Annotated in this window: 20 protein-coding genes and 1 pseudogene; 8 read left to right on the top strand and 13 right to left on the bottom strand. The window is 74.4% G+C overall.

Annotation, left to right across the window (positions count from 1 at the left end):
- Entirely contained in the window at window positions 1-1,191 is a 1,191-nt protein-coding gene (locus tag EV567_RS14100) for an ROK family transcriptional regulator (protein WP_130439839.1), read from the top strand.
- Window positions 1,192-1,198: 7 nt separating this feature from the next.
- On the opposite strand, the gene EV567_RS14095 is transcribed toward EV567_RS14100, so the two are convergent.
- The gene (locus EV567_RS14095) at window positions 1,199-1,957 is read right to left on the bottom strand and encodes a GntR family transcriptional regulator (RefSeq protein WP_130439837.1); all 759 of its coding nucleotides are present in this window, start codon (window positions 1,955-1,957) and stop codon (window positions 1,199-1,201) included.
- Window positions 1,958-2,241: 284 nt separating this feature from the next.
- Window positions 2,242-3,123 (bottom strand): RNA polymerase sigma-70 factor, encoded by an 882-nt coding sequence (locus EV567_RS14090; protein WP_130439835.1) that lies wholly within the window; start codon window positions 3,121-3,123, stop codon window positions 2,242-2,244.
- A gap of 240 nt (window positions 3,124-3,363) precedes the next feature.
- Between EV567_RS14090 and EV567_RS14085 the strand changes: the two genes are divergently transcribed.
- Window positions 3,364-4,197 carry an alpha/beta fold hydrolase gene (locus EV567_RS14085; protein WP_130439833.1) on the top strand — a complete coding sequence of 278 codons (834 nt, stop codon included), beginning with the start codon at window positions 3,364-3,366 and terminating at the stop codon, window positions 4,195-4,197.
- A 75-nt stretch (window positions 4,198-4,272) separates the two neighbouring features.
- Here the strand turns inward: EV567_RS14085 and EV567_RS14080 are convergent.
- A pseudogene (locus EV567_RS14080) lies at window positions 4,273-5,109 on the bottom strand (EamA family transporter); the annotation flags it as partial.
- A gap of 47 nt (window positions 5,110-5,156) precedes the next feature.
- Here EV567_RS14080 and EV567_RS14075 point away from each other — a divergent pair.
- From EV567_RS14075 to EV567_RS14065, 3 genes are all read left to right on the top strand, one after another.
- Window positions 5,157-6,629 (top strand): PLP-dependent aminotransferase family protein, encoded by a 1,473-nt coding sequence (locus tag EV567_RS14075; RefSeq protein WP_130439831.1) that lies wholly within the window; start codon window positions 5,157-5,159, stop codon window positions 6,627-6,629.
- A 132-nt stretch (window positions 6,630-6,761) separates the two neighbouring features.
- The gene (locus EV567_RS14070; protein ID WP_130439829.1) at window positions 6,762-8,336 is read left to right on the top strand and encodes an alkaline phosphatase; all 1,575 of its coding nucleotides are present in this window, start codon (window positions 6,762-6,764) and stop codon (window positions 8,334-8,336) included.
- Window positions 8,337-8,627: 291 nt separating this feature from the next.
- A complete protein-coding gene (locus EV567_RS14065; protein ID WP_130439827.1) occupies window positions 8,628-9,941 on the top strand; it encodes a GNAT family N-acetyltransferase in 1,314 nt (437 codons plus the stop codon).
- A gap of 90 nt (window positions 9,942-10,031) precedes the next feature.
- Here the strand turns inward: EV567_RS14065 and EV567_RS14060 are convergent, their stop codons facing one another.
- A complete protein-coding gene (locus EV567_RS14060) occupies window positions 10,032-11,270 on the bottom strand; it encodes a PLP-dependent aspartate aminotransferase family protein (protein WP_242620801.1) in 1,239 nt (412 codons plus the stop codon).
- A 60-nt stretch (window positions 11,271-11,330) separates the two neighbouring features.
- On the opposite strand from EV567_RS14060, the gene EV567_RS14055 reads away from it, so the two are divergent.
- Both EV567_RS14055 and EV567_RS14050 read left to right on the top strand, forming a co-directional pair.
- Window positions 11,331-11,831, top strand: a complete 501-nt coding sequence (locus tag EV567_RS14055; RefSeq protein WP_130439825.1) for an Lrp/AsnC family transcriptional regulator — start codon at window positions 11,331-11,333, stop codon at window positions 11,829-11,831.
- Between the two features lie 81 nt (window positions 11,832-11,912).
- Window positions 11,913-13,604, top strand: coding sequence for a DUF885 domain-containing protein (locus tag EV567_RS14050; protein ID WP_130439823.1), 1,692 nt, complete (start codon window positions 11,913-11,915; stop codon window positions 13,602-13,604).
- A 63-nt stretch (window positions 13,605-13,667) separates the two neighbouring features.
- Here the strand turns inward: EV567_RS14050 and EV567_RS14045 are convergent, their stop codons facing one another.
- The 6 genes from EV567_RS14045 to EV567_RS14020 form a co-directional block, all read right to left on the bottom strand.
- Window positions 13,668-16,658: an AAA family ATPase gene (locus EV567_RS14045; protein ID WP_130439821.1), complete on the bottom strand. Its 2,991-nt coding sequence runs from the start codon at window positions 16,656-16,658 to the stop codon at window positions 13,668-13,670.
- Window positions 16,655-17,818, bottom strand: a complete 1,164-nt coding sequence (locus EV567_RS14040; protein WP_130439819.1) for an exonuclease SbcCD subunit D — start codon at window positions 17,816-17,818, stop codon at window positions 16,655-16,657. Before EV567_RS14040 ends, EV567_RS14045 begins: the two co-directional genes overlap by 4 nt.
- Window positions 17,819-17,899: 81 nt before the next feature.
- On the bottom strand, window positions 17,900-18,526 hold the full coding sequence (locus EV567_RS14035) for a YigZ family protein (protein WP_130439817.1): 627 nt from the start codon (window positions 18,524-18,526) through the stop codon (window positions 17,900-17,902).
- A gap of 93 nt (window positions 18,527-18,619) precedes the next feature.
- Entirely contained in the window at window positions 18,620-18,841 is a 222-nt protein-coding gene (locus tag EV567_RS14030) for a hypothetical protein (RefSeq protein WP_130439815.1), read from the bottom strand.
- Window positions 18,834-19,424, bottom strand: a complete 591-nt coding sequence (locus tag EV567_RS14025; protein ID WP_130439813.1) for a histidine phosphatase family protein — start codon at window positions 19,422-19,424, stop codon at window positions 18,834-18,836. The genes EV567_RS14030 and EV567_RS14025 overlap by 8 nt, the downstream gene beginning before the upstream one ends.
- Entirely contained in the window at window positions 19,421-20,146 is a 726-nt protein-coding gene (locus tag EV567_RS14020; RefSeq protein WP_130439811.1) for a hypothetical protein, read from the bottom strand. The genes EV567_RS14025 and EV567_RS14020 overlap by 4 nt, the downstream gene beginning before the upstream one ends.
- A gap of 134 nt (window positions 20,147-20,280) precedes the next feature.
- On the opposite strand from EV567_RS14020, the gene EV567_RS14015 reads away from it, so the two are divergent.
- Window positions 20,281-20,694, top strand: a complete 414-nt coding sequence (locus tag EV567_RS14015; protein WP_130439809.1) for a CoA-binding protein — start codon at window positions 20,281-20,283, stop codon at window positions 20,692-20,694.
- Window positions 20,695-20,732: 38 nt separating this feature from the next.
- Here EV567_RS14015 and EV567_RS14010 read toward each other — a convergent pair whose 3' ends face one another.
- From EV567_RS14010 to EV567_RS14000, 3 genes are all read right to left on the bottom strand, one after another.
- Window positions 20,733-20,957, bottom strand: a complete 225-nt coding sequence (locus EV567_RS14010) for a helix-turn-helix transcriptional regulator (RefSeq protein ID WP_130439807.1) — start codon at window positions 20,955-20,957, stop codon at window positions 20,733-20,735.
- Window positions 20,957-21,586, bottom strand: coding sequence for a DUF2975 domain-containing protein (locus EV567_RS14005; RefSeq protein ID WP_130439805.1), 630 nt, complete (start codon window positions 21,584-21,586; stop codon window positions 20,957-20,959). Before EV567_RS14005 ends, EV567_RS14010 begins: the two co-directional genes overlap by 1 nt.
- An 82-nt stretch (window positions 21,587-21,668) precedes the next feature.
- Window positions 21,669-22,028 (bottom strand): metalloregulator ArsR/SmtB family transcription factor, encoded by a 360-nt coding sequence (locus tag EV567_RS14000; protein WP_165430376.1) that lies wholly within the window; start codon window positions 22,026-22,028, stop codon window positions 21,669-21,671.
- Window positions 22,029-22,047 lie beyond the last annotated feature (19 nt).

Genomic DNA, 22,047 nt, shown 5'->3' with positions numbered 1-22,047 from the left:
TTGGGGCGGCTGACCGGCGGGGATCCCTCGCTGTTGCGAAGGATCAATTCCGCGGTGGTGCTGCACGAGCTGCGTGCCGCCGACTGCGCGACGCTCACGGAGATCACACGGGCCACCGGGCTGTCCCGGCCGACCGTCGAGGGGGTCGTGGAGGACCTCATCGGGGCCGGGCTCGTCGTCGAGAAGGCGGCCGAGGAGGGCGCCGCCCGGCGGCAGGGGCGGCCGGCTCGCCGGTTCAGGTTCCGGGCGGAGGCCGGCCATCTGCTGGGCCTGGAGATCGGGGCGCACCGCGTGGCCGCGCTGCTGTCCGACCTGGACGGGCGGGTGCTGGGCGCGCAGGCCACGGAGGTCGACGAGAGCGCCCCCGCCGACGAGCGGCTGGAGCGGCTGCGCACGGCGGTGGCGGAGCTGCTGCGCCGGGCGGGCGTGCCGCGCGGTTCGCTGCGGGCCGTGGGCGTCGGCACACCCGGCATCGTGGAGGCCGACGGGACGGTGCGGTTGGGCACCGCGCTGCCCGAGTGGACGGGGCTGCGGCTGGGCGAGCGGCTGGGCCGTTCCTTCAGGTGCCCGGTGCTGGTGGAGAACGACGCCAACGCGGCGGCCGTGGCCGAGCACTGGAAGGGCGCCGCCGTCGGTTCCGACGACGTGGTGTTCGTGCTGGCGGGGCTGAGTCCGGGCGCCGGTTCGCTGATCGGGGGACGGCTGCACCGGGGGTACGGCGGGGCGGCCGGCGAGATCGGCGCGCTGCACCTGCTGGGGCGGGGAGTCACGCCGGAGACCCTGCTGTCCACGACGGGCGAGCCGCTGCATCCGCTGGACGAGCAGGCGGTCACGCAGGTGTTCGCGCAGGCACGCGAGGGCGACCGGCGGGCCGGGGCGGCCGTGGAGCGCTTCCTGCAGCGGCTCGTGCACGACGTGGCCGCGCTGGTCCTGGCCCTGGACCCGGAGTTGGTGGTGGTCGGCGGCTGGGCGGCGGGACTGGACGGCGTACTGGATCCGCTGCGGCGGGAGTTGGCGCGCTACTGCCTGCGCCCGCCGCGGGTGGCGCTCTCGATGCTCGGCGAGGCGGCCGTGGCGACGGGCGCGCTGCGGCTGGCTCTCGACCACGTCGAGGAGCAGCTGTTCGCGGTGGAGGGGACGGTGACGGGCCGGTCACCGGCGGGGGCACGCCTGAGCCCCAAGGGTTTATGACGGACCGTCAGGAGGCGCGGCGTGCGGGGTCGTCGTGGTGGATCTCCACGCCGCCCGACGCGCCGAACGTCAGCCGGCAGGTGTCCGCGCGGTAGGTGGCCGCGGAGAGCGCGGCGGTGCGGCCCCCGGCGAAGAAGCGGGTGGTGACGACGAGGACGGGTGCGCCGGGCAGCCGGTCGAGTTCCTTGGCGTCGTCCGCGCGGGCCGAGCCCAGCTCCACGGCCCGGTCCTGGCTCTCCAGCTCCAGGTGCTGCAGTTCGCGCAGCACCGCACGCGCGCGTGCCGGGCCGGAGGGGGCGTCGATCGCGGTCAGCTCGGGCACCGACGCCTGTGGGACGTAGAGCAGTTCGGCGGCGAGGGGCCGGCCGTGGGAGACCCGGGAGCGGCGCACGATGTGCACGGGCTCGTCGCGGTCGGCGCCCAGGGCGTCGGCGACGGCCGCCGGCGGTACGGCGAGCGCGCAGTCGACCGGGTTCCACGTGTCACCGGGCGCGCCGGGCCAGCCGTTCCGTTCCGCTCCGACGTCCACGCGGGGCGGCGCGACCGTGGTGCCGACTCCCCGGCGGCGCTGGAGGCGGCCTTCCAGTTCGAGCTGCTCCAGGGCCTGGCGCAGCGTGGCGCGGGCGACCCCGAAACGGGCGGCCAGCGCACGCTCGTTGGGCAGGACCTCGCCCACGGCGAACTCCGAGTCCAGCGCCTCGGTGAGCACGGTCTTGAGATGCCAGTACTTCGGCTCGGGCACCGTCTCCAGTCGCAAGGTCCCCACCCTGTTCTCCGCTTGCAAGGTCCCCACCCTGTCCTTCGCGATCGCCGTGGCAGGCGGTGTTTTCGTGCCCTTGTTTATTAAGGGTTGTTGCACTTGTCTGCGACCATAAGGCGGCCCCCATCCACGGTCAAGATCAATCTTCGAACGCTTTCGAAGCCCAAGGGAACAGGAGGGGTAAGCGTTTACGGAGCGTTCGCACCCGGCCCTTTCCGTAGACACGGCGGCAAAACAGCCGCAATGAAACGGGGTGCGTCGTAAGGGAATTGACGGTAAGTAATCCGGATTCACGACCGCAGGGCGTGCAGCTTGTCCGGGTTGCGGATGACGTAGACGACCCGGACTCGGCCGTCGGCCACGTCGAGCTGGAGGACGGTGTCCGGCTCGCCTCCGGACAGGGTCAGCACGGCGGGTCCGCCGTTGACCTCGAGGAAGCGGAACGAGGCGTCGGGAAGGCCCCTGCGGGCGACGCCGACGATGAACCGGGCGACGTGGTCCGCGCTCCGGAGCACCCGCAGCGACGCCTGGACCTTGCCGCCGCCGTCGCCGACGAGCCGGGCGTCCGGAGCGAGCAGCGCCATCAGCCCCTCCAGGTCGCCCTCCGTGGCCGCGGCGAGGAACCGTTCGGTGAGTTCGCGCCGCTGGGCGGGATCCACGGTGAAGCGGGGCCGCCGCTCCTCGACGTGCCGGCGCGCCCGGCCGGCCAGCTGACGCACCGCCGGCTCGGAGCGGTCGAGGACGGCGGCGATCTCGGCGTAGGGGTAGCCGAAGGCCTCCCGCAGGACGAACACCGCGCGCTCCAGGGGCGACAGGGACTCCAGGACGACGAGGACGGCGAGCGAGACCGAGTCGGCGAGCACGGCACGCTCGGCGGTGTCCGGGACGGTGTCGCCGAAGTCGGTCAGGTACGGCTCGGGCAGCCAGGGGCCGATGTAGGCCTCGTCGCGGGACTTGACGCGGGTCAGGCGGTCCAGGGCGAGGCGGGTGACGATCCGCACCAGGTAGGCGCGCGGCCGGCTCACGTCGGCGCGGCCGGCGGCGGACCAGCGCAGCCAGGCGTCCTGGACGACGTCCTCGGCGTCGGCGACGCGGCCGAGCATGCGGTAGGCGACGCCCAGCAGCAGCGGCCGGTGCTCCTCGAAAACCTCGGTCGCGGTGTCTGTGGTCACCGAGCCATCCCATCCGACGGAGCAGCCGGTGTCCAGACGGAGCGCCGCCGGGGGCTACCCGTCGGTAGCAATTGCTGACAAGCTGTCTACGCGACGCCCGGCCACGGCCCCACCGGCCGCCCGCACCCGTCCGCCGCATGCGCACCTTCCCCGAACTCGCCCAGCCACTAACGCCGTTGGACCAGAGCGACCAGCCAGACCAGTTCGACCGTTCAGCCCGTTCAGACGAGGAGCACCGCCATGTCCGCCGCCACCGTCTCCTTCACGGTCCCCTCCCCCAGCGGCCCACAGCCCGTCACCGTGTCCTACGCGCGCGCCGGGCGCGGCGAGCCGTTGCTCCTGCTGCACGGCATCGGGCACCACCGGCAGGCCTGGGACCCGGTGCTGGACATCCTGGCCACCGAGCGGGACGTGATCAGCGTGGACCTGCCCGGCTTCGGCGCGTCCCCGGGGCTGCCCGAGGGGCTCTCCTACGACCTGTCCACCACCACGTCGGTGTTCGGCGCCTTCTGCGAGGCTCTGGAGCTGGAACGCCCCCATGTCGCGGGCAACTCGCTGGGCGGTCTGCTGGCGCTGGAACTCGGCCGGGAGAAGCGCGTACGGTCCGTCACCGCGCTGTCCCCGGCGGGGTTCTGGTCGGAGGCGGAGCGCCGTTACGCCTTCGGCATCCTGCTGACCATGCGCCACCTCTCCCAGCGGATGCCGTTGCCGATGGTCCAGCGGCTGTCGCGGTCGGCGGCCGGCCGTACGGCCCTCACCAGCACCATCTACGCCCGCCCGGGCCGCCGTTCACCGGAGGCCGTGGTCGCCGAGACGCTGGCGCTGGCCGGGGCCACCGGGTTCGACGAGACCCTGCGGGCGGGCACGAGCGTCAAGTTCACCGACGACGTCCCCGGCATACCCGTCACCGTCGCCTGGGGCACCCGGGACTGGCTCCTGGTGCGCCGCCAGGGCATCCGGGCCAAGCAGATCATCCCGCAGGCCCGCCTGGTGCGGCTGCCGGGCTGCGGTCACTGCCCGATGAACGACGACCCGGCACTCGTCGCCCGCGTGCTCCTCGACGGCAGCCGCTGACCCCCTCGGCCCCCGACCGGTCGCCGGCGACGCCCCGCGCCTCCGGGCCAGCACACCCGCGCCCAGGGCGACTCCGGCTCCCACGAGGGCGCTGCCGGCGGCCTGGGCGAGGCCGTAGGATCCCGTGCCGGCCAGCGGCGCGGTACCGGCGGCGGCGACCGGGATGAGACCGGAGAACAGCGTGGCGCGCTCGGCGCCGATCCGCTGCATGCCCATGTACCAGCACACGAAGCCGACGACGGTGACGACCACCGCCTGCCACAGCAGCGCGGCGGTCTCACCGGCGTCGGGCCGGCGCAGCCACGCGCCGCCGTCGAGGACCGCCCCGAGCGCCGCCGACTCGACGGCGGCGAGCCCGCACACCGTCGCGGACAGCAGCCGTGGGCCCAGCGGCCGCAGCAGGGGCACTGCCAGCACCGCGAAGCCGACCTCCCCGGCCAGTGCGCACAGGGACCAGGCGATGCCGGCCGAGTCCGTACGGCCCCAGCCCTGCACGGTGAAGGCGCCCATCGCCACCAGCGCCGCCCCGCACAGAACCGTCCGGCGCGGCCGTCGCCCCTCCATCAGCGGCACCATGACCGCCACGACGACCGGCGCGCAGCCCACGAAGACGCCGGGGACGGCGGGCTCGGCGGAGCGTTCGGCGGCGAGGACGGCGAGGTTGAAGCCCACCATGCCCGCGGCGGCCAGCAGGGTGAGACGGGCCCACTGACGAGCTGTCAGCGCGCGCAGTCGAGCCCCGGCGCCAGGGCCGGCGAGGGGGACGAGCAGCAGACAGGCGAGGCCGTAGCGCAGGGCCTGTCCGCCCGCGTACGGGTAGGAGCCGAGGACGCTGTTGGCTGTGAAGGAGCCGCCGACGAGGAGGCAGGCGAGCGCGGCGAGCAGGGAGCCGCGTGCGGTGGTGGCGTTCATGACGGCGACGTTAGGAAGTGCGGCGGCCCGGCTTAAGGTCCACTTCCATGACGCCATCGGGGACCAATCCGCAAGCACCCGTCGCCGGAGAGTCCGCCTCGGCCGCATGGGAGCTCCTGCTGCCGGCCGTGGCGGCGCCCGCACGCGCGCGGGGGCGTTCGCTCCGGACGGCCCTGCGCGAGGCGGTCCGCTCGGGGCGGCTGGCGCAGGGCACCCGGCTGCCGTCGAGCCGGGACCTCGCCGCCGACCTGGGCGTGTCGCGCGGGCTGGTCACGGAGGCGTACGAGCAGCTGACGGCGGAGGGCTACCTGCGCAGCGAGCGCGGCGCCGGGACCTGGGTGAGCGGCGCCGTGCGGGCGGCCCCGCCCCGCGTGCGGGACCTCGCCCCGCGCCCGCCCGGGGTCCGCGCCGACTTCGTGCCGGGGACACCGGACCTGTCGCTGTTCCCACGGGCCGCGTGGGCCGCCGCCCATCGGCATGTGCTCGCGGAGCTCCCCCACCAGGAGCTGGGCTACCCCGACCCACGCGGGCTGCCCCGGCTGCGCACCGCGCTCGCCGAGCTGCTCGCCCGGCGGCGGGGCGTGGTCGCCGACCCCGAACGGATCGTCGTCGTCTCCGGTGTGGCGCAGGCGACGGCCCTGCTCGGACTCGTGCTCCACGCGCGCGGGATCGACACGGTCGGCGTGGAGGACCCCGGCAGCCCGCAGCACGGCGCGCTGTACGCGGCGGCCGGCGTCACCGCCGTACCGCTCCCCCTCGACGACGAGGGACCGGCCCTGGGCCCGCTGAGGGCGTCGGGCGTACGGTCCGTGGTGACCACGCCCGCGCACCAGTTCCCGACCGGCATCGCCTGCTCGCCGCGCCGACGTACCGAACTGCTGGCATGGGCCCGCTCGGTGGACGGCTATGTGCTGGAGGACGACTACGACGGCGACTTCCGCTACGACCGCGCGCCCGTCGGCGCGCTTCAAGGCCTCGACCCGGAGCGGGTGGCGTACACCGGGTCGGTCAGCAAGTCCCTCGCGCCGGGGCTGCGGCTCGGCTGGCTGCTCGTGCCCGAGGCGCTGGCCGACGAAGCGGTGGAGCGCAAGAGGACCATGGACCTGGGCCATCCCACCCTGGACCAGGCGCTGTTCGCCCGTTTCGTGGAGCACGGCGACTACGACCGTCAGCTGCGTCGGTGCCAACGTGCCTACCGGGAGCGGCGGGACGCCGCCGTCGACGCGCTCGATGAGCACTTCCCCGGCACGCGCGTGTCCGGCATCGCCGCCGGCCTGCACGTCATCGCGACGCTCCCCGAGGAGTACGGCCCGTGGGCCCGCTTCGCCGCGCGGACGGCCGAGGCGGGGATCGAGGTGCGGGCCCTGGCCGCGTACGCGCACGCCGGGATGCGCGAAGGCGTGCCCGAAGCCGGCGGCCACGCCGACGAGATGAGTCTCGTGCTCGGGTACGCCCACCTGTCGCCGGCGCGGATCCGGGACGGTGTCCGGTTGACGGCGCGGGCTGTGGGCCGGCGTTGAGCGGCGGCCCGCGGTGGCCGGTGTCCGCCTCCGCGCCGCGTCCTGATGTTCACGTCCGGTTCGCGTGCCGGCCGCGGCGGGGCCGTAGGTGTGGCTGTGCACACCGGTCGGTTCCGTCTCAGGAGGCCTGTCATGTCACTTCGTCCGCTCCCCGGGCGTCGCAGCGTGCTGCGCGGCTCGCTGGCCGCGTCGGCGGCCCTGACCCTGCCCGTCGCGGCCGGCGCGGCGCCGGCCCTCGCCCTGTCGGGGCGGCCCCGGGCCGGCTGGGGCGTGCAGGCCGGGGACGTGACCACCGACTCCGGGCTGGTGTGGGTGCGCTCGGACCGGCCGGCGCGGATGATCGTCGAGACGGCGGCCACCCCGTCGTTCCGCGATCCGCGCCGCCGGCTCGGTCCCCTGCTGGGCGCGGACAGCGACTTCACGGGCACGACCCGGCTGCACGGGCTGCCGGCCGGCGAACAGATCCACTACCGCGTCCTGCTGGCCGACCCGGACGACCCGCGCCGTACGGGCGAACCGGTGACCGGCACGTTCCGCACGGCGTCCGCGACGCGGCGCGACGGCGTACGGTTCGTCTGGTCCGGCGACCTGGCCGGACAGGGCTGGGGCATCAACCCGGAGCTCGGCGGCTACCGCATCTACCGGGCGATGGCCGCGCTCGACCCCGACTTCTTCCTGTGCAGCGGCGACAACATCTACGCCGACGGCCCGCTCGCCGGGTCGGCCCCGCTCCCCGGCGGGCGGACCTGGCGGAACGTCACCACCGAGGAGAAGGCGAAGGTCGCCGAGACGCTCGCCGAGTTCCGCGGCAACTTCCGCTACAACCTGCTCGACGACAACCTCAGGCGCTTCAACGCCCAGGTCCCCTCCATCGTGCAGTGGGACGACCACGAGGTCACCAACAACTGGTATCCGGGCGAGATCCTCGGGGACGCCCGGTACACCGAGAAGGACGTGGACGTGCTCGCCGCGCGGGCTCGCCGGGCGTTCTCGGAGTACTTCCCGATCTCCACCCTGCGCCGCCCGAGCGGCCGGGTCCACCGCGTGCAGCGGCACGGCCCCCTGCTGGACGTCTTCGTGCTGGACATGCGCACCTACCGTGACGCCAACTCGCCGGACGCCCAGACCGCCGACGCTCAAGGCATCCTCGGCCGGGAGCAGTTGGAGTGGCTCAAGCGCGAACTGGCCCGATCCCGCGCGGTGTGGAAGGTGATCGCCGCCGACATGCCGCTCGGACTGGTCGTGCCGGACACCACCGACGGCGGGCCCCACTTCGAGGCGGTGGCGCAGGGCGACCCGGGCGCGCCGCTCGGCCGTGAGCTCCAGATCGCGGAGTTGCTGCGGTTCGTCAAGCACCGGCGGATCACGGGCACGGTGTGGCTGACGGCGGACGTCCACCACACCTCGGCCCAGCACTACGACCCGTCACGGGCGGCGTTCAAGGACTTCGCGCCGTTCTGGGAGTTCGTCTCCGGGCCGCTGAACGCGGGCGCCTTCCCGGCGAGCGCGCTGGACGGCACGTTCGGCCCGGACCGCGTCTTCGTGAAGGCGCCCGCCACGGCGAACGTCTCCCCCGCCGACGGTTACCAGTTCTTCGGCGAGGTCGACATCGACGGCGACAGCGGGGAGTTGACGGTGCGGCTGCGCGAGCAGGACGGCACGGTGCTGTTCACCAAGGTGCTGCAGCCGGGCCGCGTCGGGCAGTGACGGCGGCGCGACGACGGCCGTGCCGGCCTCGTCCAGGATGCCCCGAACCGGGCCGTGGCGCGGGGGTGACTCCCGTATCCTGAAAGGGCGTTCCGCGCATCGGCGTCATCTCCCGGTGCGCGGCGCGGTCCCCGGGGATGACGCAGGACCTCGGTCGTCGACGACGCGAGAGTCCGGACGGCGCACGTCCCCACACCCGTACAACTCTTGACGAAATGGTCAAATGGTTCCTTTACCCATCGGTCACAAACCGTTCGTGATCACGCAACACTGTTCCTTCACAGTGGCTGCATGACTCGAGACATGACTGACGACACGCACTGCGACCCCGAGCGCCCGGCGCGCCGCCGACTGCGCGCCGCCCTGGAGTCCGCCGCCCCGTGGCTCACACGCCGCCACGGCCACGCGCCGCCCGCGAGCGATACCGGCGATACCGACGCCCGGCCGCCCTCAGCGACGGGGCCGGCCGGGCAGAAGTCCGAACTCGCCCCTCCCGCCGCCGAGTCGAGCACGCTGTGGCGGATGCGCACGACGGTGAAGGACGAGCCGGGTTCGCTGGCCGCACTCTGCGCGGCCCTCGCCGCCCACCGGGTCGACATCCTGAGCCTGCAGACGCACCCGCTGGGCGACGACACGGTGGACGAGTTCCTGCTGCGGGCGCCCGGCGCCCTCACGGCGGCGGAGGTCACCGGGACCGTGGCCCAGGCCGGCGGCACGGACACCTGGATCGAACGGGCCGACGCCCACGACCTCGTGGACGCCCCGACCAGGGTCCTGGGCCTGGCCACCCGCACCGCTCTCGACCCCGCCGAACTGCCTCTCGCCCTGCGCCAGTTGCTGGGCCGGTGCACGATCCGCTCGCTGCCCGCCACGGGCGGACCCGGCGGCCGGAAGCCGGAGCACGTCCCCGTGGAGGGTGTGCTGGAGGACACCGTCATGCGCCTGCGGGCGCCGGAAGGCGGAGTGATCACCGTGGAGCGGCCGTATCTGCCGTTCACCCCGACGGAGTTCGCGCGGGCGCGGGCGCTGGTCGAGCTGGACGCCCGGCTCGGTCCGCGTGTCCCGCCCCAACTCGACGTACTGACGCTGTCTCAGGGCGACGACATCACCGTGCGCCGGGCCGGCGCCGGAGACGTGAAAGCGGCCAAGGCGATGCACGCGCGCTGCTCGTCCCGCACGCTCGGGCTGCGCTACCACGGCCCCGTCGGCGACGCCGACCGCTATCTCGCCCATCTGCTCAGCCCGCGCCACGGCCGCACCCTCGCCGTGCAGACGCCGTCGGGACGCGTCATCGCCCTCGGCCACCTGCTGTGGGACGGGGACGAGACGGAGGTCGCCCTGCTCGTCGAGGACGAGTGGCAGCGGCGCGGCATCGGCGGCGAACTGCTGGGCCGGCTGGTCGCGATGGCCCGGGAGGCGGGCTGCGCGAGCGTCTACGCGGTGACGCAGGCCTCCAACACCGGCATGGTCGCCGCCATGCGCGGGCTGGGTCTGCCCCTCGACTACCAGATCGAGGAGGGCACCCTGGTGATCACCGCCCGCCTGGAGCGGGCCGGCGCCGGGGCGGCCTCCGACCGGTACGAGCGGCAGGCCGCGCACGACTGACGCGGACCGTCCGGAGGCGGCCCGGTGGCGTACGACGCCGCCGGGCCGTTCCGCGTACGGCGACCCGCGTCACCGACCGGCCGGGGGCCGTCACACCACCACGCGGCCGTGCCCGGACCGTACGCGAGGAACCGTTTCTCCCGGCGAGGACTCCGGACCGGCCCCCAGCGCCGCGTCCAGATCCGCCCACAGGTCCTCGACGTCCTCAAGGCCCACCGACATCCGCAGCAGCCGGTCGCCGACCCCGGCGTCCCGCCGGTCATGTGCGTCCACGATGCGATGGCTGATGGACGCCGGGTGCTGGATGAGGGTGTCGACGCTGCCGAGGCTCACGGCGGGGGTGATCAGCCGGACGCCGGCGATCACCTCGTGCGGATCGCCGTACACCTCGAAGGCGACCATCGCGCCGCCTATGCGCGGATAGTGGACGCGTGCGACACGGGGGTCCGCGGCCAGCCGGCGGACCAGCTCGGCGGCGGTCGCCGAGGCGGCCCGCACCCGCACCGGAAGCGTCGACAGCCCGCGCAGCAGCAGGTAGCCGGCGAGCGGGTGCAGCACCCCGCCGGTGACGAACCGTGTCTGCCGCAGCCGCCCCGCGAACTCCTCGTCGCAGGCGACCACGCCCGCCATGACGTCCCCGTGGCCGCCGAGGTACTTGGTCGCGCTGTGCAGCACGAGCCGCGCGCCCTGCTCGGCGGGCCGCTGGAGCACCGGTGTGGCGAAGGTGTTGTCGGCGAGCAGCGGCACGGATCCGCAGGCGTGGGCCACCGCCCGCAGATCGACCTCGGCGAGGGTCGGGTTGGCCGGTGACTCGACCATCACCAGCCCGGTGTCGGGGCGCAGCGCGTCCGCGATCCCGGCCGGGTCGGTCCAGGTGACCTCCGAGCCGAGCAGCCCCGCCGTCAGCAGATGGTCGCTGCACCCGTACAGCGGCCGGACGGCCACCACGTGCCGCAGGCCCAGCGAGCCGCGCGCGAGCAGCACCGCGCTCAGCGCGGCCATGCCGCTGGCGAAGGCGACCGCGCTCTCGGTGCCCTCCAGCCGGGCGAGGGCGGTTTCGAAGCGGGCGACCGTGGGGTTGCCCAGCCGGCCGTAGACGGGCGGGCCCTCCGGTTCGGCGCCGGTGGCGGCGAACGCGTCGATGCGGGCGGCCTCGGCACGGCTGTCGTAGGAGGGATACGTGGTGGACAGGTCGATGGGCGGGGCGTGCAGGCCCTGGCGGGCCAGGTCGTCCCGGCCGGCGTGCACGGCTTCGGTGGCCAGTGCGCGGGGCGTTCCCAGGGTGCGTACACCGTCGTACGCGTGTGTGCTCGCGGAGGCAGAGTCCATGGACGGCAGGGTGAACACCGGACGGGGTCGGCGGGGAATCAGCCGTGCTACGTTCGGCCGATGGCCGAATCCGTCGTACTCGACCCGGTGGACCTCCAGCTGCTGCGGCTGCTGCAGAACGACGCCCGGACCACCTACCGCGATCTCGCGGCGCAGGTCGGGCTCGCGCCGTCGACGTGCCTGGACCGGGTGACCCGGCTGCGCCGTTCGGGCGTGATCCTCGGGCACCAGCTGCGGCTCGATCCGGCCAAACTCGGGCGGGGGCTGCAGGCGTTGCTGTCGGTGCAGGTCCGGCCGCACCGGCGGGAGCTGGTCGGGCCGTTCGTCGAGCGGGTGCGGGCGCTTCCGGAGGCGCTCACCGTGTTCCACCTGACCGGGCCCGACGACTATCTCGTGCACGTCGCGGTCGCGGACATGGCCGATCTGCAGCGGCTCGTCCTGGACGAGTTCACGGCCCGGCGGGAGGTGGCCCGGGTGGAGACCCGGCTGATCTTCCAGCGGTGGGACTGCGGCCCGCTGCTCCCGCCCGGCCCGCCGGTCCCGCCGCCCTCCCAGGACTGAACCGGCGCGATCAGGCTGACTCGGCGCGCCGTCCGGGAAACGGGGCTGACGCGGCGCCGGTACGCGTACGAGGATGGCCGCATGTCAGAGATCACCAGCCCGCTGCCCCGAGAGGTCGCCGACGCCTACGTCGACGAGCTCATCGCCCTCGACCCGGTCACCGGCACCTACCTCGGCGTGCCGGAGAGTTCGAGCCGACTGCCCGACCTGTCGCCCGCCGGACAGGAGGCCATCGCACGCCTTACGAGGGACACCCTGACGCGGCTCGCCGAGGCGGAGCGGCGGCCTGGGGCGGAACGGGACGTCGAGCGCCGGTGCGCGCGCCTGCTGCGCGAGCGGCTCACCGCCCAACTCGCCGTCCACGAGGCCGAGGAAGGGCTGCGCGCGGTCGGCAACCTGGGGATGCCGGTGCACAACGTGCGCGAGGTGTTCACCGTGACGCCGACGGGGACCGACGACGACTGGGCCGCGATCGGCCGGCGGCTGCGCGCGGTCCCGGCGGCGCTGGCCGGCTACCGGGAGTCGCTGGAACTCGGTCTGGAGCGCAAGCTGTACGCGGCTCCGCGGCCGACCGCGGCCTTCGTCGCACAGCTCACGGAGTGGGCCGACACCGACGGCTCGGGCCGCGGCTGGTTCGAGGAGTTCGCCGCCGCGGGGCCCGAGTCGCTGCGCGCCGAGCTGGACGAGGCGGCCCGGACGGCGACCGCGGCGGTCGTGGAGCTGCGGGACTTCATGCGCGACGTGTACGCGCCCGCCGTGGAGGGCGCGCCGCAGACCGTCGGCCGTGAGCGGTACGCCCGCTGGTCGCGCTACTTCAACGGCACCGACCTCGACCTGGACGAGGCGTACGCCTACGGCTGGGCCGAGTACCACCGGCTGCTCGCGGAGATGAGGCGGGAGGCGGAGAAGGTCCTCCCGGGCGCCGCGTCGCCGTGGGCGGCCCTCGCGCACCTCGACGAGCACGGCAAGCACATCGAGGGCGTCGACGAGGTCCGCGACTGGCTGCAGGGCCTGATGGACCAGGCGATCGACGCCCTGGACGGCACCCACTTCGAACTCGCCGACCGGGTACGGAAGGTGGAGTCCCGGATCGCCCCGGCCGGCAGCGCGGCCGCCCCGTACTACACGCCCCCGTCGGAGGACTTCTCCCGTCCCGGCCGCACCTGGCTGCCGACGATGGGCCTGAACCGTTTCCCGGTCTACGACCTCGTCTCCACCTGGTACCACGAGGGCGTCCCCGGCCATCACCTCCAGCTCGCGCAGTGGGTGCACGTGGCGGAGAACCTCTCCCGCTACCAGGCCACCGTCGGCATCGTCAGCGCCAACGCCGAGGGCTGGGCGCTGTACGCGGAGCGGCTCATGGACGAGCTGGGCTTCCTCACGGACGCCGAGCAGCGGCTCGGCTACCTGGACGCGCAGATGATGCGGGCCGTGCGGGTCATCGTGGACATCGGCATGCACCTGGAGCTGGAGATCCCCGGGGACTCGCCCTTCCACCCGGGTGAGCGCTGGACGCCGGAGCTGGCCGAGGAGTTCTTCAACGCGCACAGCAGCCGCTCCGAGGACTTCGTGGAGAGCGAGCTGACCCGCTATCTGACCATCCCGGGTCAGGCGATCGGCTACAAGCTGGGTGAGCGGGCGTGGCTGCTGGGCCGGGAGAAGGCCCGCGAGCGGCACGGCGACGCCTTCGACCTCAAGTCCTGGCACATGGCGGCCCTTTCGCAGGGCTCGCTGGGCCTGGACGATCTGGTGGACGAGCTGTCGCAGCTCTGAGCGCACGACGAGGCGGGGACCTCAGGGTCCCCGCCGGGCTCGGGCGGCGTCAGCGGCCGGGGGTCAGTGGACGCGCTGGCGCACGCTGGAGCCCGTGCGGTCCTTGACGACCTCCAGCCGGGCGTGGATCCGGCGGCGCAGATCGGCCACGTGGCTGACGATGCCGACGCTGCGGTCGCGTTCGCGCAGCGAGTCGAGGACGTCGAGGACCTCGTCCAGCGTCTGGTCGTCGAGGCTGCCGAAGCCCTCGTCGATGAAGAGCGTATCCAGGCGGACCCCGCCCGCCTCGTCGGTGACGACGTCGGCGAGACCGAGGGCGAGGGCGAGGGAGGCGAAGAAGGTCTCGCCGCCGGACAGCGTGGCCGTGTCCCGCTCGCGGCCGGTCCAGGCGTCCACGACGTGCAGCCCGAGGCCGCTGCGCCCGCGCCCGGTCCGGTCGTCGGAGTGGACGAGGGTGTAGCGCCCGGAGGACATGCGCTGCAACCGCGCGGTCGCGGCGGCGGCCACCTGTTCCAGGCGGGCGGCCAGAACGTAGGACTCCAGGCGCATCTTGCGCTCGTTGTCGGCGGAGGTGCCGGCGGTCAGGCCGGCCATGCGGGCGACGCGGTCGTACTCCTCGCGCAGCGGCCCGAGCCGCCGTACGCCGTCGGCGGCGCGCGCGGAGAGGCGGTCGAGTTCCTCGCAGCGGCGGGCGGCGGCGTCCTCGGCGGAGGCGGCTCGGCGCAGCCGGTCGGCGGCCCGGTCGGCGGCCTCCCGGGCGGCGGCGAGGTCGGCGGGCGGCCGCTGGGCGGCGGCCGCGGTCTCCGGTTCGGCGAGGACGGCCCGTACGGTGGTCTCCTCGGTCTGCCGGGCGTCCAGACGGCGTTGCAGCTCGCGGTGCGCGGCGTCGTCGAGGAGGGCGTCGGCGGCGGCTCGCGGGGTGTCGAACCCGGCTTTGAACGCGGCCTGGTCGAGGCGTCCGTCGGCGGTCTTCAGACGAGCGGCGGCGTCCTCGGCCGCGCGGACGGCGTCGGCGGCCTCGGTGAGCAGGGCGGCCTGGCGCTCCAGGTGCCCGATCCGCGCGGCCACGCTCTGCGCGCCACCCCTGGCCTGCGTCAACTCCTCTTCCAGGGAGGCCCGTTCACGCTCCAGCCGGTCCCGGTGGCCGACCCGGGAGGCGGCCCTGACCTGCGCCTCACGCTGGGCGGCGGTGCGCCGCTGGTGTTCGAGCTCGGCGCGGCGCAGTTCCTCACGCGCGGGGTGCAGCGCGGAGGCGTCCCGGCGGGCCCGGGCGTGTTCGAGGTCCAGTTCCTCGGCCTCCGCGGCGAGCTGCTCGGTGGGGGTGTCGCCGGCCTCGGCGACGGCCCCGGCGAGCGCCTCCCGGACCGCGCCGAGGTCGCGTTCGGCGTCCGCGCGGCGCTGTTCGGCGCTCTGCAGGGCGGCGAGGGCCTGTTCCTCGGCCTCGCGGTCGATGTGCCCGGCGTCCTTGCGGGCGGGCGCGGGGTGCTCGGTGGCGCCGCAGACGGCGCAGGGCGCCCCGTCCTCGAGGGTGGCGGCGAGTTCGGCGGCGATGCCGTCGAGCCGCTGCTCCTTGAGGTCGAGCCAGTGGGTGCGCGCCTGGAGGGCGCGGTCGGCCGCGGCGAGGGCGCGGCGCCGGGCCTCCTCGGTGTCGCGGGCCAGCCGGTCGCGCTGCCGGGCGGCGTCCAGCCGGCGTCCGGCGGGCTCGCGTCGCACGGCGAGCTGTTCGGCGTGGGCGGCGGCCTCCTGGGCGGAGTCGATCCGGCGCTGGAGTTCGGCACGGGTGGCGTCCCAGTCGGCGAGCCAGCCCTCCGTCTCCGTGAGGACGTCGTCGTCGGCGCGCTCCTGTCGGTCCAGGTCGACCCGTTCGGCGGCCAGTTCGGCCAGCCGGCGTTCGCCGCGGCGGGCGGACTCCAGGCCGCCGAGCTCCTCGGCGGCCCGGCGGGCGGCGGCGGCGAGTCCGGCGGCGCCGTCGTCCGCGAACCGCTCCGGCAGCAGCGCACGCGCGCGTGCCTCGGCGTCGGCCGCGGCACGGTGCTCGGCGTCGGCGGACTCCCGCAGCTCCAGCGCCGGCGCCACCGCCTCCGCCTTGCGCGCCCGCTCCATCCGTGCCTGCGCCTCGCGGTGCTCCCCGGCTCGCTCCTCGAGCACCGCCGCCCGTTCGCGTGCTTCCTCGAACCGCCGCTGGAGCCGGGCGAGTTCGCGGACGTCGGACAGGTCGCGGTCGGCGGCGGCCTGGGCCGACCCGGCGGCGAGCCGGCCGTGGCGGGCGATGGTGAGCTGTTCGCGGGCGGTGCTGCGGGCGACGGCGGCGGCGCTCAGCACGGCCTCGGCGAGCCCCGGTTCGCCCGGGGTCAGCTCGGGCAGCTCCATGGCGTCGCCGGCGGCCTGCTGCATGCGGTGCGCGTCGGCGAGAAGCGCGGCGTCGGCCTCGCGCACGCGGGCCTCGGCGGTGCGGCGGCGCTCGGCGAGGCGCTTCTCGACGTCGGCGAAGCGGCGGGTGTCGAAGAGCCGCCCGAGCAGCCGGCCGCGCGCCTCGGCGTCGGCGCGCAGGAAGCGGGCGAAGTCGCCCTGCGGCAGCAGCACGACCTGGCAGAACTGCTCGCGGCTCATCCCGAGGAGCTGGCCGATCTCCTCGCCGATCTCCTGGTGGGAGCGACTGAGGTCCTTCCAGGCGCCGGCGCCGGCGTCGTACTCGCGCAGCCAGCTCTGGGCCTTCTCGACCGTGGTGCCCGTGCCGCGTTTCTTGGGGCGCTCCCATGGGGGCTGCCGGGTGACCTCCAACCGGCGTCCGGCGACGGTCAGTTCGAGGGTGACCTCGGTGCGGGTGGCGGGGGCGGCGTGATCGCTGCGCAGGGTCTGGCCCTGCCCGTTCTGGCGGGCGCCGGGGACGGCGCCGTAGAGCGCGTAGCAGACGGCGTCCAGGACGGAGGTCTTGCCGGCGCCCGTCGGGCCGTGCAGGAGGAAGAGTCCGGCGGCGGACAGCTCGTCGAAGTCGACGCTCTGGGCGCCGCCGAAGGGGCCGAAGGCGGTGAGCCGGAGCCGGTGCAGCCTCACCGGGCGACCTCCCGGACCGCGTCGTCGGCGCGCACGGCGTCGAAGGCGTCCCGCAGCACGCCCTGCTCGCGGGCGTCGGGTCCGGCTCCGCGGACGTGTGTGACGAAGTCCTCGGCTATCTCCTGGTCGCTGCGTCCGGCCAGGCGGCGGGCGTAGGAGACGTCCGGGTCGTCCTGGGTCCGCTCGGGGTCGAAGACCAGGCTGAGGGTGTGCGGGAAGCGCTCGGCGAGCCGGGCCATGGGGTCGGCGGGGCGCACGGCGTCGGTGAGGGTGGCTTCGACCCACGCCTCCTCGTGCGGGGTGAGCCCGGGGTCGTCGAGGAGTTCCTCCAGCGGGCCCCGGATCCGGGCCAGCGGGCGGGGCACGGGGCAGTCGATCCGCTCGGCGGCGAGCGATCCGTCGGCGCCGAGGTCGACCAGCCACATCGTCTTGCGGTGCGCGGCCTCCGAGAAGGAGTACGGCAGCGGGGAGCCGGAGTAGCGGACGCGCTCGGTGAGGGTCTGGCAGCCGTGCAGGTGCCCGAGGGCGGTGTAGTCGACGCCGTCGAAGACGCCGGCCGGCACGGAGGCGACACCGCCGACGGTGATGTCCCGCTCGCTGTCGCTGGGTTCGCCGCCGGTGACGAAGGCGTGCGCGAGGACGACCGAGCGGGTGCCCGGCGCGCGGGTGGCGAGGTCGGCGCGCACACGGTCCATGGCGGCGGCGAGAACGGCTTCGTGGCCGGCCTTCTCCACCCCGAACTCGTCCTTCACCAGGGCGGGTTCGAGGTAGGGCAGGCCGTAGAAGGCCACGTCGCCGAAGGCGTCCGGCAGCACGACCGGTGTGCCGGCGGCGGCCGGGTCGGTGCGCAGGTGTATGCCGGCGCGGCCGATGAGACCGGCGCCCACTCCGAGACGTCGCGCGGAGTCGTGGTTGCCGGAGATCATCACCGTGGGCACGCCCAGCTCGGCGAGCCGGTGCAGGGCGTCGTCGAACAGCTCGACGGCGGCCAGCGGCGGGACCGCCCTGTCGTACACGTCACCCGAGACGACCACCGCGTCGACCTCGCGCTCACGCGCTGTGCCGACGAGGTGGGCGATGAACTCGGCCTGGGCGCCGAGCATGTTCACCCGGTGGAAGGCCCGGCCGAGGTGCCAGTCGGACGTGTGCAGGAACCTCATGATCCTCGAGACTAACGGCCGGGTGTGACATCACGGGCGGTTACTCCCGTATCGCGTCATCATATCGGCCACACGGAATCGTCAGACGTCCCCGTACGCCTCCCCGCCCAGCTCGAGCCCGGCCGTCCCCGCCGTCGCGTCGGCGAGCCAGTGGCGGAAGGCGTCCACGTCGGCGTCCGGCAGGCCGATCTCGATCGTGACCGCCTCGCCGTAGCGGACGTCGCGGACCTCGCGACGCGTGGCGTGCAGGTCGTTCTGGAGCTTGCCGGCGCGCTGGTGGTCCACGGTGACGGTGGCGAGGCGGAAGCGGCGGCGGGTGCGGGTGCCGAGGACGTCCAGGGCCTCGCCGACGGCGCCGCCGTACGCGCGGATGAGTCCGCCGGCGCCGAGCTTGACGCCGCCGTAGTAGCGGGTGACGACGGCGACGACGTACCGCATGTCGCGGCGCAGCAGCATCTGGAGCATGGGCACACCGGCGGTGCCGCCGGGTTCGCCGTCGTCGCTCGCCTTCTGGATCCCGGCGTCGGCGCCGATGACGTAGGCCCAGCAGTTGTGACTGGCGTCGGCGTGCTCCTTGCGAACGGCCGCGACGAAGTCCTGAGCCTCCCGCTCGTCGGCCACCGCCCCGAGCGCACAGAGAAACCGGGACCGGTTGACCTCGATCTCATGCACGCCGGCACGGGCGACGGTGCGGTACTCGTCCTGCATCCGGCCAGGGTAGACGGTGGGCACGGACGAGCCGGCGGAACGGGTGCGCTCCGCGCACGGACCGGCGGCGGCACGCAGGGGACGTATCGCGCGTCACAGTGTCAGGCCGAAGCGCCTGCGGCGCCGGCGTTCGTTGAGTGCGGTGAGCGTGAAGAGGGCTGTGAAGGCGGTGAAGGCGAGCATGAGGTCACCGGTCTCAGCGGGCGAGAACACCCAGAACGCGAAGGCCCAGAGCCCGCCCCCGACCAGACCGGCCAGTACCGGGTGTCGGGCGCACTGCCTGCGGACGGCGTCGCGGTGGTCGAGGTCAGGCACGGTCGGGTCCTCTGGGGACGGTGAACGCGGAGAGGAGAGCTGCGTGGGGGGACAAGGTCTGCCAGGTGAGGCCGTGCCAGTCCAGGATGGCGATCGCGGAGGTCGGGAACTTCGTGCGGACCCCGGTGAGGGTGTCGTCGACGCCCTCGGCTGCCAGGGCGAGGATCAGCTCCTCCAGCCCGGGGTTGTGCCCCACCAGCAGCAGGGTTCCCACCTCGGGCGGCGTCTCTCGGGCGACCTCCAGCAGGTCGGCGGCGTCGGCCGCGTACAGCCGGGGTTCGTGGCGGACCGGCGTCGCGGTCCGCCACTCGGCCGAGGCCAGTTCCCAGGTGCGGCGGGCGCGCTCGGCGGTGGAGCACACCGCGAGGTCGGGGATCCGGCCCGCCCTGGCGAGCGCGCGGCCGGCGGCCGGCGCGTCCCGGAGTCCGCGCGGCGCCAGCGGCCTCTCGTGGTCGGGCGTCCCCTCCGGCCAGGCCGACTTGGCGTGCCGCATCACCACCAGCCGCCGCAGCGGCACGACGCCGGGCACGGCCGGGCTCTCGGCGCTCGGCTCCACGCCGGCCCCCTCCGCCCTCGCGTTCATGACGGCGAGCCCAGGTCGCGGGTGAGCTCCAGGCCCAGGAGGCGGTCGGCGTAGGCGTAGGTCTCGAAGCGGGCCCCGTCAGGGAGTTGAGGGCCCGCCTCCTCCACGCGGCGCAGTGTGCGCAGCACCTCGGGCACGTCGAGGTCGTCCTCCCAGGCGGCCCGAAGCCGTCCGCGCACCTCTTCGGGGACCGGGCGCGAGGGCCGCCGCGCCCAGTCGGCGACCGCGCCGCGCCAGCGGACGAGGGTGTCGCGGGCCGTGCCAAGCGCCGTCTCGTCGAGGGCGACGGGCTCGCCGTGGCGGTGGGAGAGCAGGGCGAGGCGGAGGACGGCGGGGTCGGCGTCCCGCGACGCCGAGGCGGGGGTGAGCACCGGCCCCACGCCGATCCTGACGCCGTCGGGCGTCTCGGCGCCCGCTCTCACCACGTGCAGGGCCTGCGCCCCGCCCACGCCGTCCCGGGGGCTCCGCCCCTCCTCGAAGGGCCGGATGCCGAGGGCCGCGGCGGCCGCCCGCAGCTTCGCCGCCTCTCCGCCGGCGGTGAGCGTGGCCAGCACGGGCGTGCCGCCGAGTTCCAGGGCACGGACGAGCACGTCGGCGACGAGCAGGACACGCAACGCGCCCGTGTCGTCGCCCGAGGCGTGGGCCTGGACACGGGTCAGTCCACGGCGGGCGGGGGCGGCGGTGACGTACTCGCCGGTTCGGGCGTCGTTGATGCGCAGCACGGGCCGAGCGTAGGCGGCCGACGGCTCGCCCGCAGGCCGACGGCGCGGAATGCGTGCCGCGTGTCCGCTGTTGTCCAGGCGAGCACCCTCATCGGCAGACAGCGCAAGCACACACAAGCTCCAGGAGGCCGCCCGTGTACGGCGACGAGGCAACCGTCCGCAAGATCCTCACCGAACTGGGCGACACCTGGGCGGTGGTGGGCCTGTCCTCGAACTCCCGGCGCGCGGCCTACGGGGTCGCCGAGGTGCTCCAGCGCTTCGGCAAGCGGGTCGTCCCGGTGCACCCCAAGGCGGAGACGGTGCACGGCGAGCAGGGCTACGCCTCCCTCGCGGACATCCCCTTCGAGGTGGACGTCGTCGACGTGTTCGTCAACAGCGACCTCGCGGGAGCGGTCGCGGACGAGGCGGTCGCCAAGGGCGCGAAGGCGGTGTGGTTCCAGCTGGGCGTCGTGGACGAGTCCGCCTACGACCGCACGCGCGCGGCGGGCCTGGAGATGGTGATGGACCGCTGCCCGGCGATCGAGATCCCCCGCCTGACCCGCCCCTGATGCCCTGTTCGGCGTCGGTGACGTGATCGAGGTCAGGGTCAGGCCTCGCGGACGCTGAGCAAGTCGCCCGGCTGGCAGTGGAGTTCGTGGCAGATCGCGGTGAGGGTGGAGAAGCGGATCGCCTTCGCCCGGCCGTTTTTCAGGACGGAGAGGTTGGCCACCGTCACCCCGACCCTGGTCGCCAGTTCGGACAGGGTCATGCCGCGCTCGGCCAGCAGGCGGTCCAGGTGGACCTCGACCCGGTGCCCCTCCTCCGGCGGCATCAGACCAGCCCCTCGACGTCGGCGCGCAGCTTCGTGCCGCGTCGGAAGACCTCGCCCAGGGCCAGGATGAGCAAGGCGAGCAGGACGTACCCTCCGCTGAAGGCGGCCGAGAACGGGATCCGGTCGCCCGTGGGGGTGCCGCCGACCAGCATCTCCGTGGTGAGCGCCGACAGCGCCGGGGCGAGCACCGCCTGCGCCAGCACCACGAGTCCCACGACGCTCAGGCGGCGGGCGTTCCTCGGCACGAAGACGTCGCCGTCGCGAAGGGTCCTGGCCAGCTGGAACAGCAGGGCAAGGATGAGCAGCAGGAAAAGGCCGCCGATGATCTGCGGGAGCGCCAGCAGCAGCCGCTCGCCCAGGTCGGGATCGGTGAAGACGAGGTCGGCCTCGCGGAGGCCGGTGAGGGTCACGCCCTGGCCGGCAGCCGCTTGGGCAACCTCGCCCGGCATCAGGGTCGCGGTGTCGGTCTCGACCTCGCGGGTGTCGACCGGCTCGGTGAGGCCGACCACGCCGAGGGCCGGGAGCAGCACTTCGAAGACACCGGCCAGCAGTGCGGCCAGGCCGAGAGCGGCCTCCAGCAAGCGGCTGTCGGTGCGGCTCCACCGGCTCCACCAGGACTTCGCGCTCATGGTCCCCCCTGCACGTCGCAGCGCCCATATCGATTGTCGATACCATCGATAAACGATACGGTCACTGTCAAGCAGTCGTCGCTCAGTCGTGCACCGGCTCCCCGCCGAGCCGGTGGTCGGCGACGTTCAGCGCCTCGTCCACCAGGCGGCGCAGGTGGCCGTCGCGCAGCGAGTAGACCACCCTCCGCCCCTCCTTGCGGGTGGTCACCAGCCCCGTCAGCCGCAGCCGCGCCAGATGCTGGCTGACCGCCGGCCGGGCCGCCCCACACGCCTCGGTCAGCGTCGTCACGTCCGCCTCGCCCGAGGTCAGGGCGTGCAGCAGGGCGAGCCGGGTGCGGTCGCCGAGCAGCGCGAGGAGTTCGGCGGCGAGGGCGAACTGCTCCTCGCCGGGGGTGCGCGGATGCGCATGGTGTGCAGCTGACAGGTGCATGCGTGCGCTCATACGCACATAATGGCGCTGG

Source organism: Streptomyces sp. BK239 (assembly GCF_004217285.1).
Lineage (GTDB): Bacteria > Actinomycetota > Actinomycetes > Streptomycetales > Streptomycetaceae > Streptomyces.
The sequence above is the reverse complement of the archived record's forward strand: the minus strand, read 5'-3'. Positions and strand labels throughout refer to the sequence as shown.

What these genes read in the sequence shown, in the direction of transcription:
- EV567_RS14075 (WP_130439831.1), top strand. Translation starts at nt 5,157, where the DNA reads ATGACGCCATCGGGGACCAATCCGCAAGCACCCGTCGCCGGAGAGTCC.
- EV567_RS14010 (WP_130439807.1), bottom strand. Translation starts at nt 20,957, where the DNA reads ATGCCGCCGGAGGAGGGGCACCGGGTCGAGGTCCACCTGGACCGCCTG.
- EV567_RS14085 (WP_130439833.1), top strand. Translation starts at nt 3,364, where the DNA reads ATGTCCGCCGCCACCGTCTCCTTCACGGTCCCCTCCCCCAGCGGCCCA.
- EV567_RS14000 (WP_165430376.1), bottom strand. Translation starts at nt 22,028, where the DNA reads ATGAGCGCACGCATGCACCTGTCAGCTGCACACCATGCGCATCCGCGC.
- EV567_RS14050 (WP_130439823.1), top strand. Translation starts at nt 11,913, where the DNA reads ATGTCAGAGATCACCAGCCCGCTGCCCCGAGAGGTCGCCGACGCCTAC.
- EV567_RS14060 (WP_242620801.1), bottom strand. Translation starts at nt 11,270, where the DNA reads ATGGACTCTGCCTCCGCGAGCACACACGCGTACGACGGTGTACGCACC.
- EV567_RS14035 (WP_130439817.1), bottom strand. Translation starts at nt 18,526, where the DNA reads ATGCAGGACGAGTACCGCACCGTCGCCCGTGCCGGCGTGCATGAGATC.
- EV567_RS14055 (WP_130439825.1), top strand. Translation starts at nt 11,331, where the DNA reads ATGGCCGAATCCGTCGTACTCGACCCGGTGGACCTCCAGCTGCTGCGG.
- EV567_RS14070 (WP_130439829.1), top strand. Translation starts at nt 6,762, where the DNA reads ATGTCACTTCGTCCGCTCCCCGGGCGTCGCAGCGTGCTGCGCGGCTCG.
- EV567_RS14025 (WP_130439813.1), bottom strand. Translation starts at nt 19,424, where the DNA reads ATGAACGCGAGGGCGGAGGGGGCCGGCGTGGAGCCGAGCGCCGAGAGC.
- EV567_RS14040 (WP_130439819.1), bottom strand. Translation starts at nt 17,818, where the DNA reads ATGAGGTTCCTGCACACGTCCGACTGGCACCTCGGCCGGGCCTTCCAC.
- EV567_RS14065 (WP_130439827.1), top strand. Translation starts at nt 8,628, where the DNA reads ATGACTCGAGACATGACTGACGACACGCACTGCGACCCCGAGCGCCCG.
- EV567_RS14005 (WP_130439805.1), bottom strand. Translation starts at nt 21,586, where the DNA reads ATGAGCGCGAAGTCCTGGTGGAGCCGGTGGAGCCGCACCGACAGCCGC.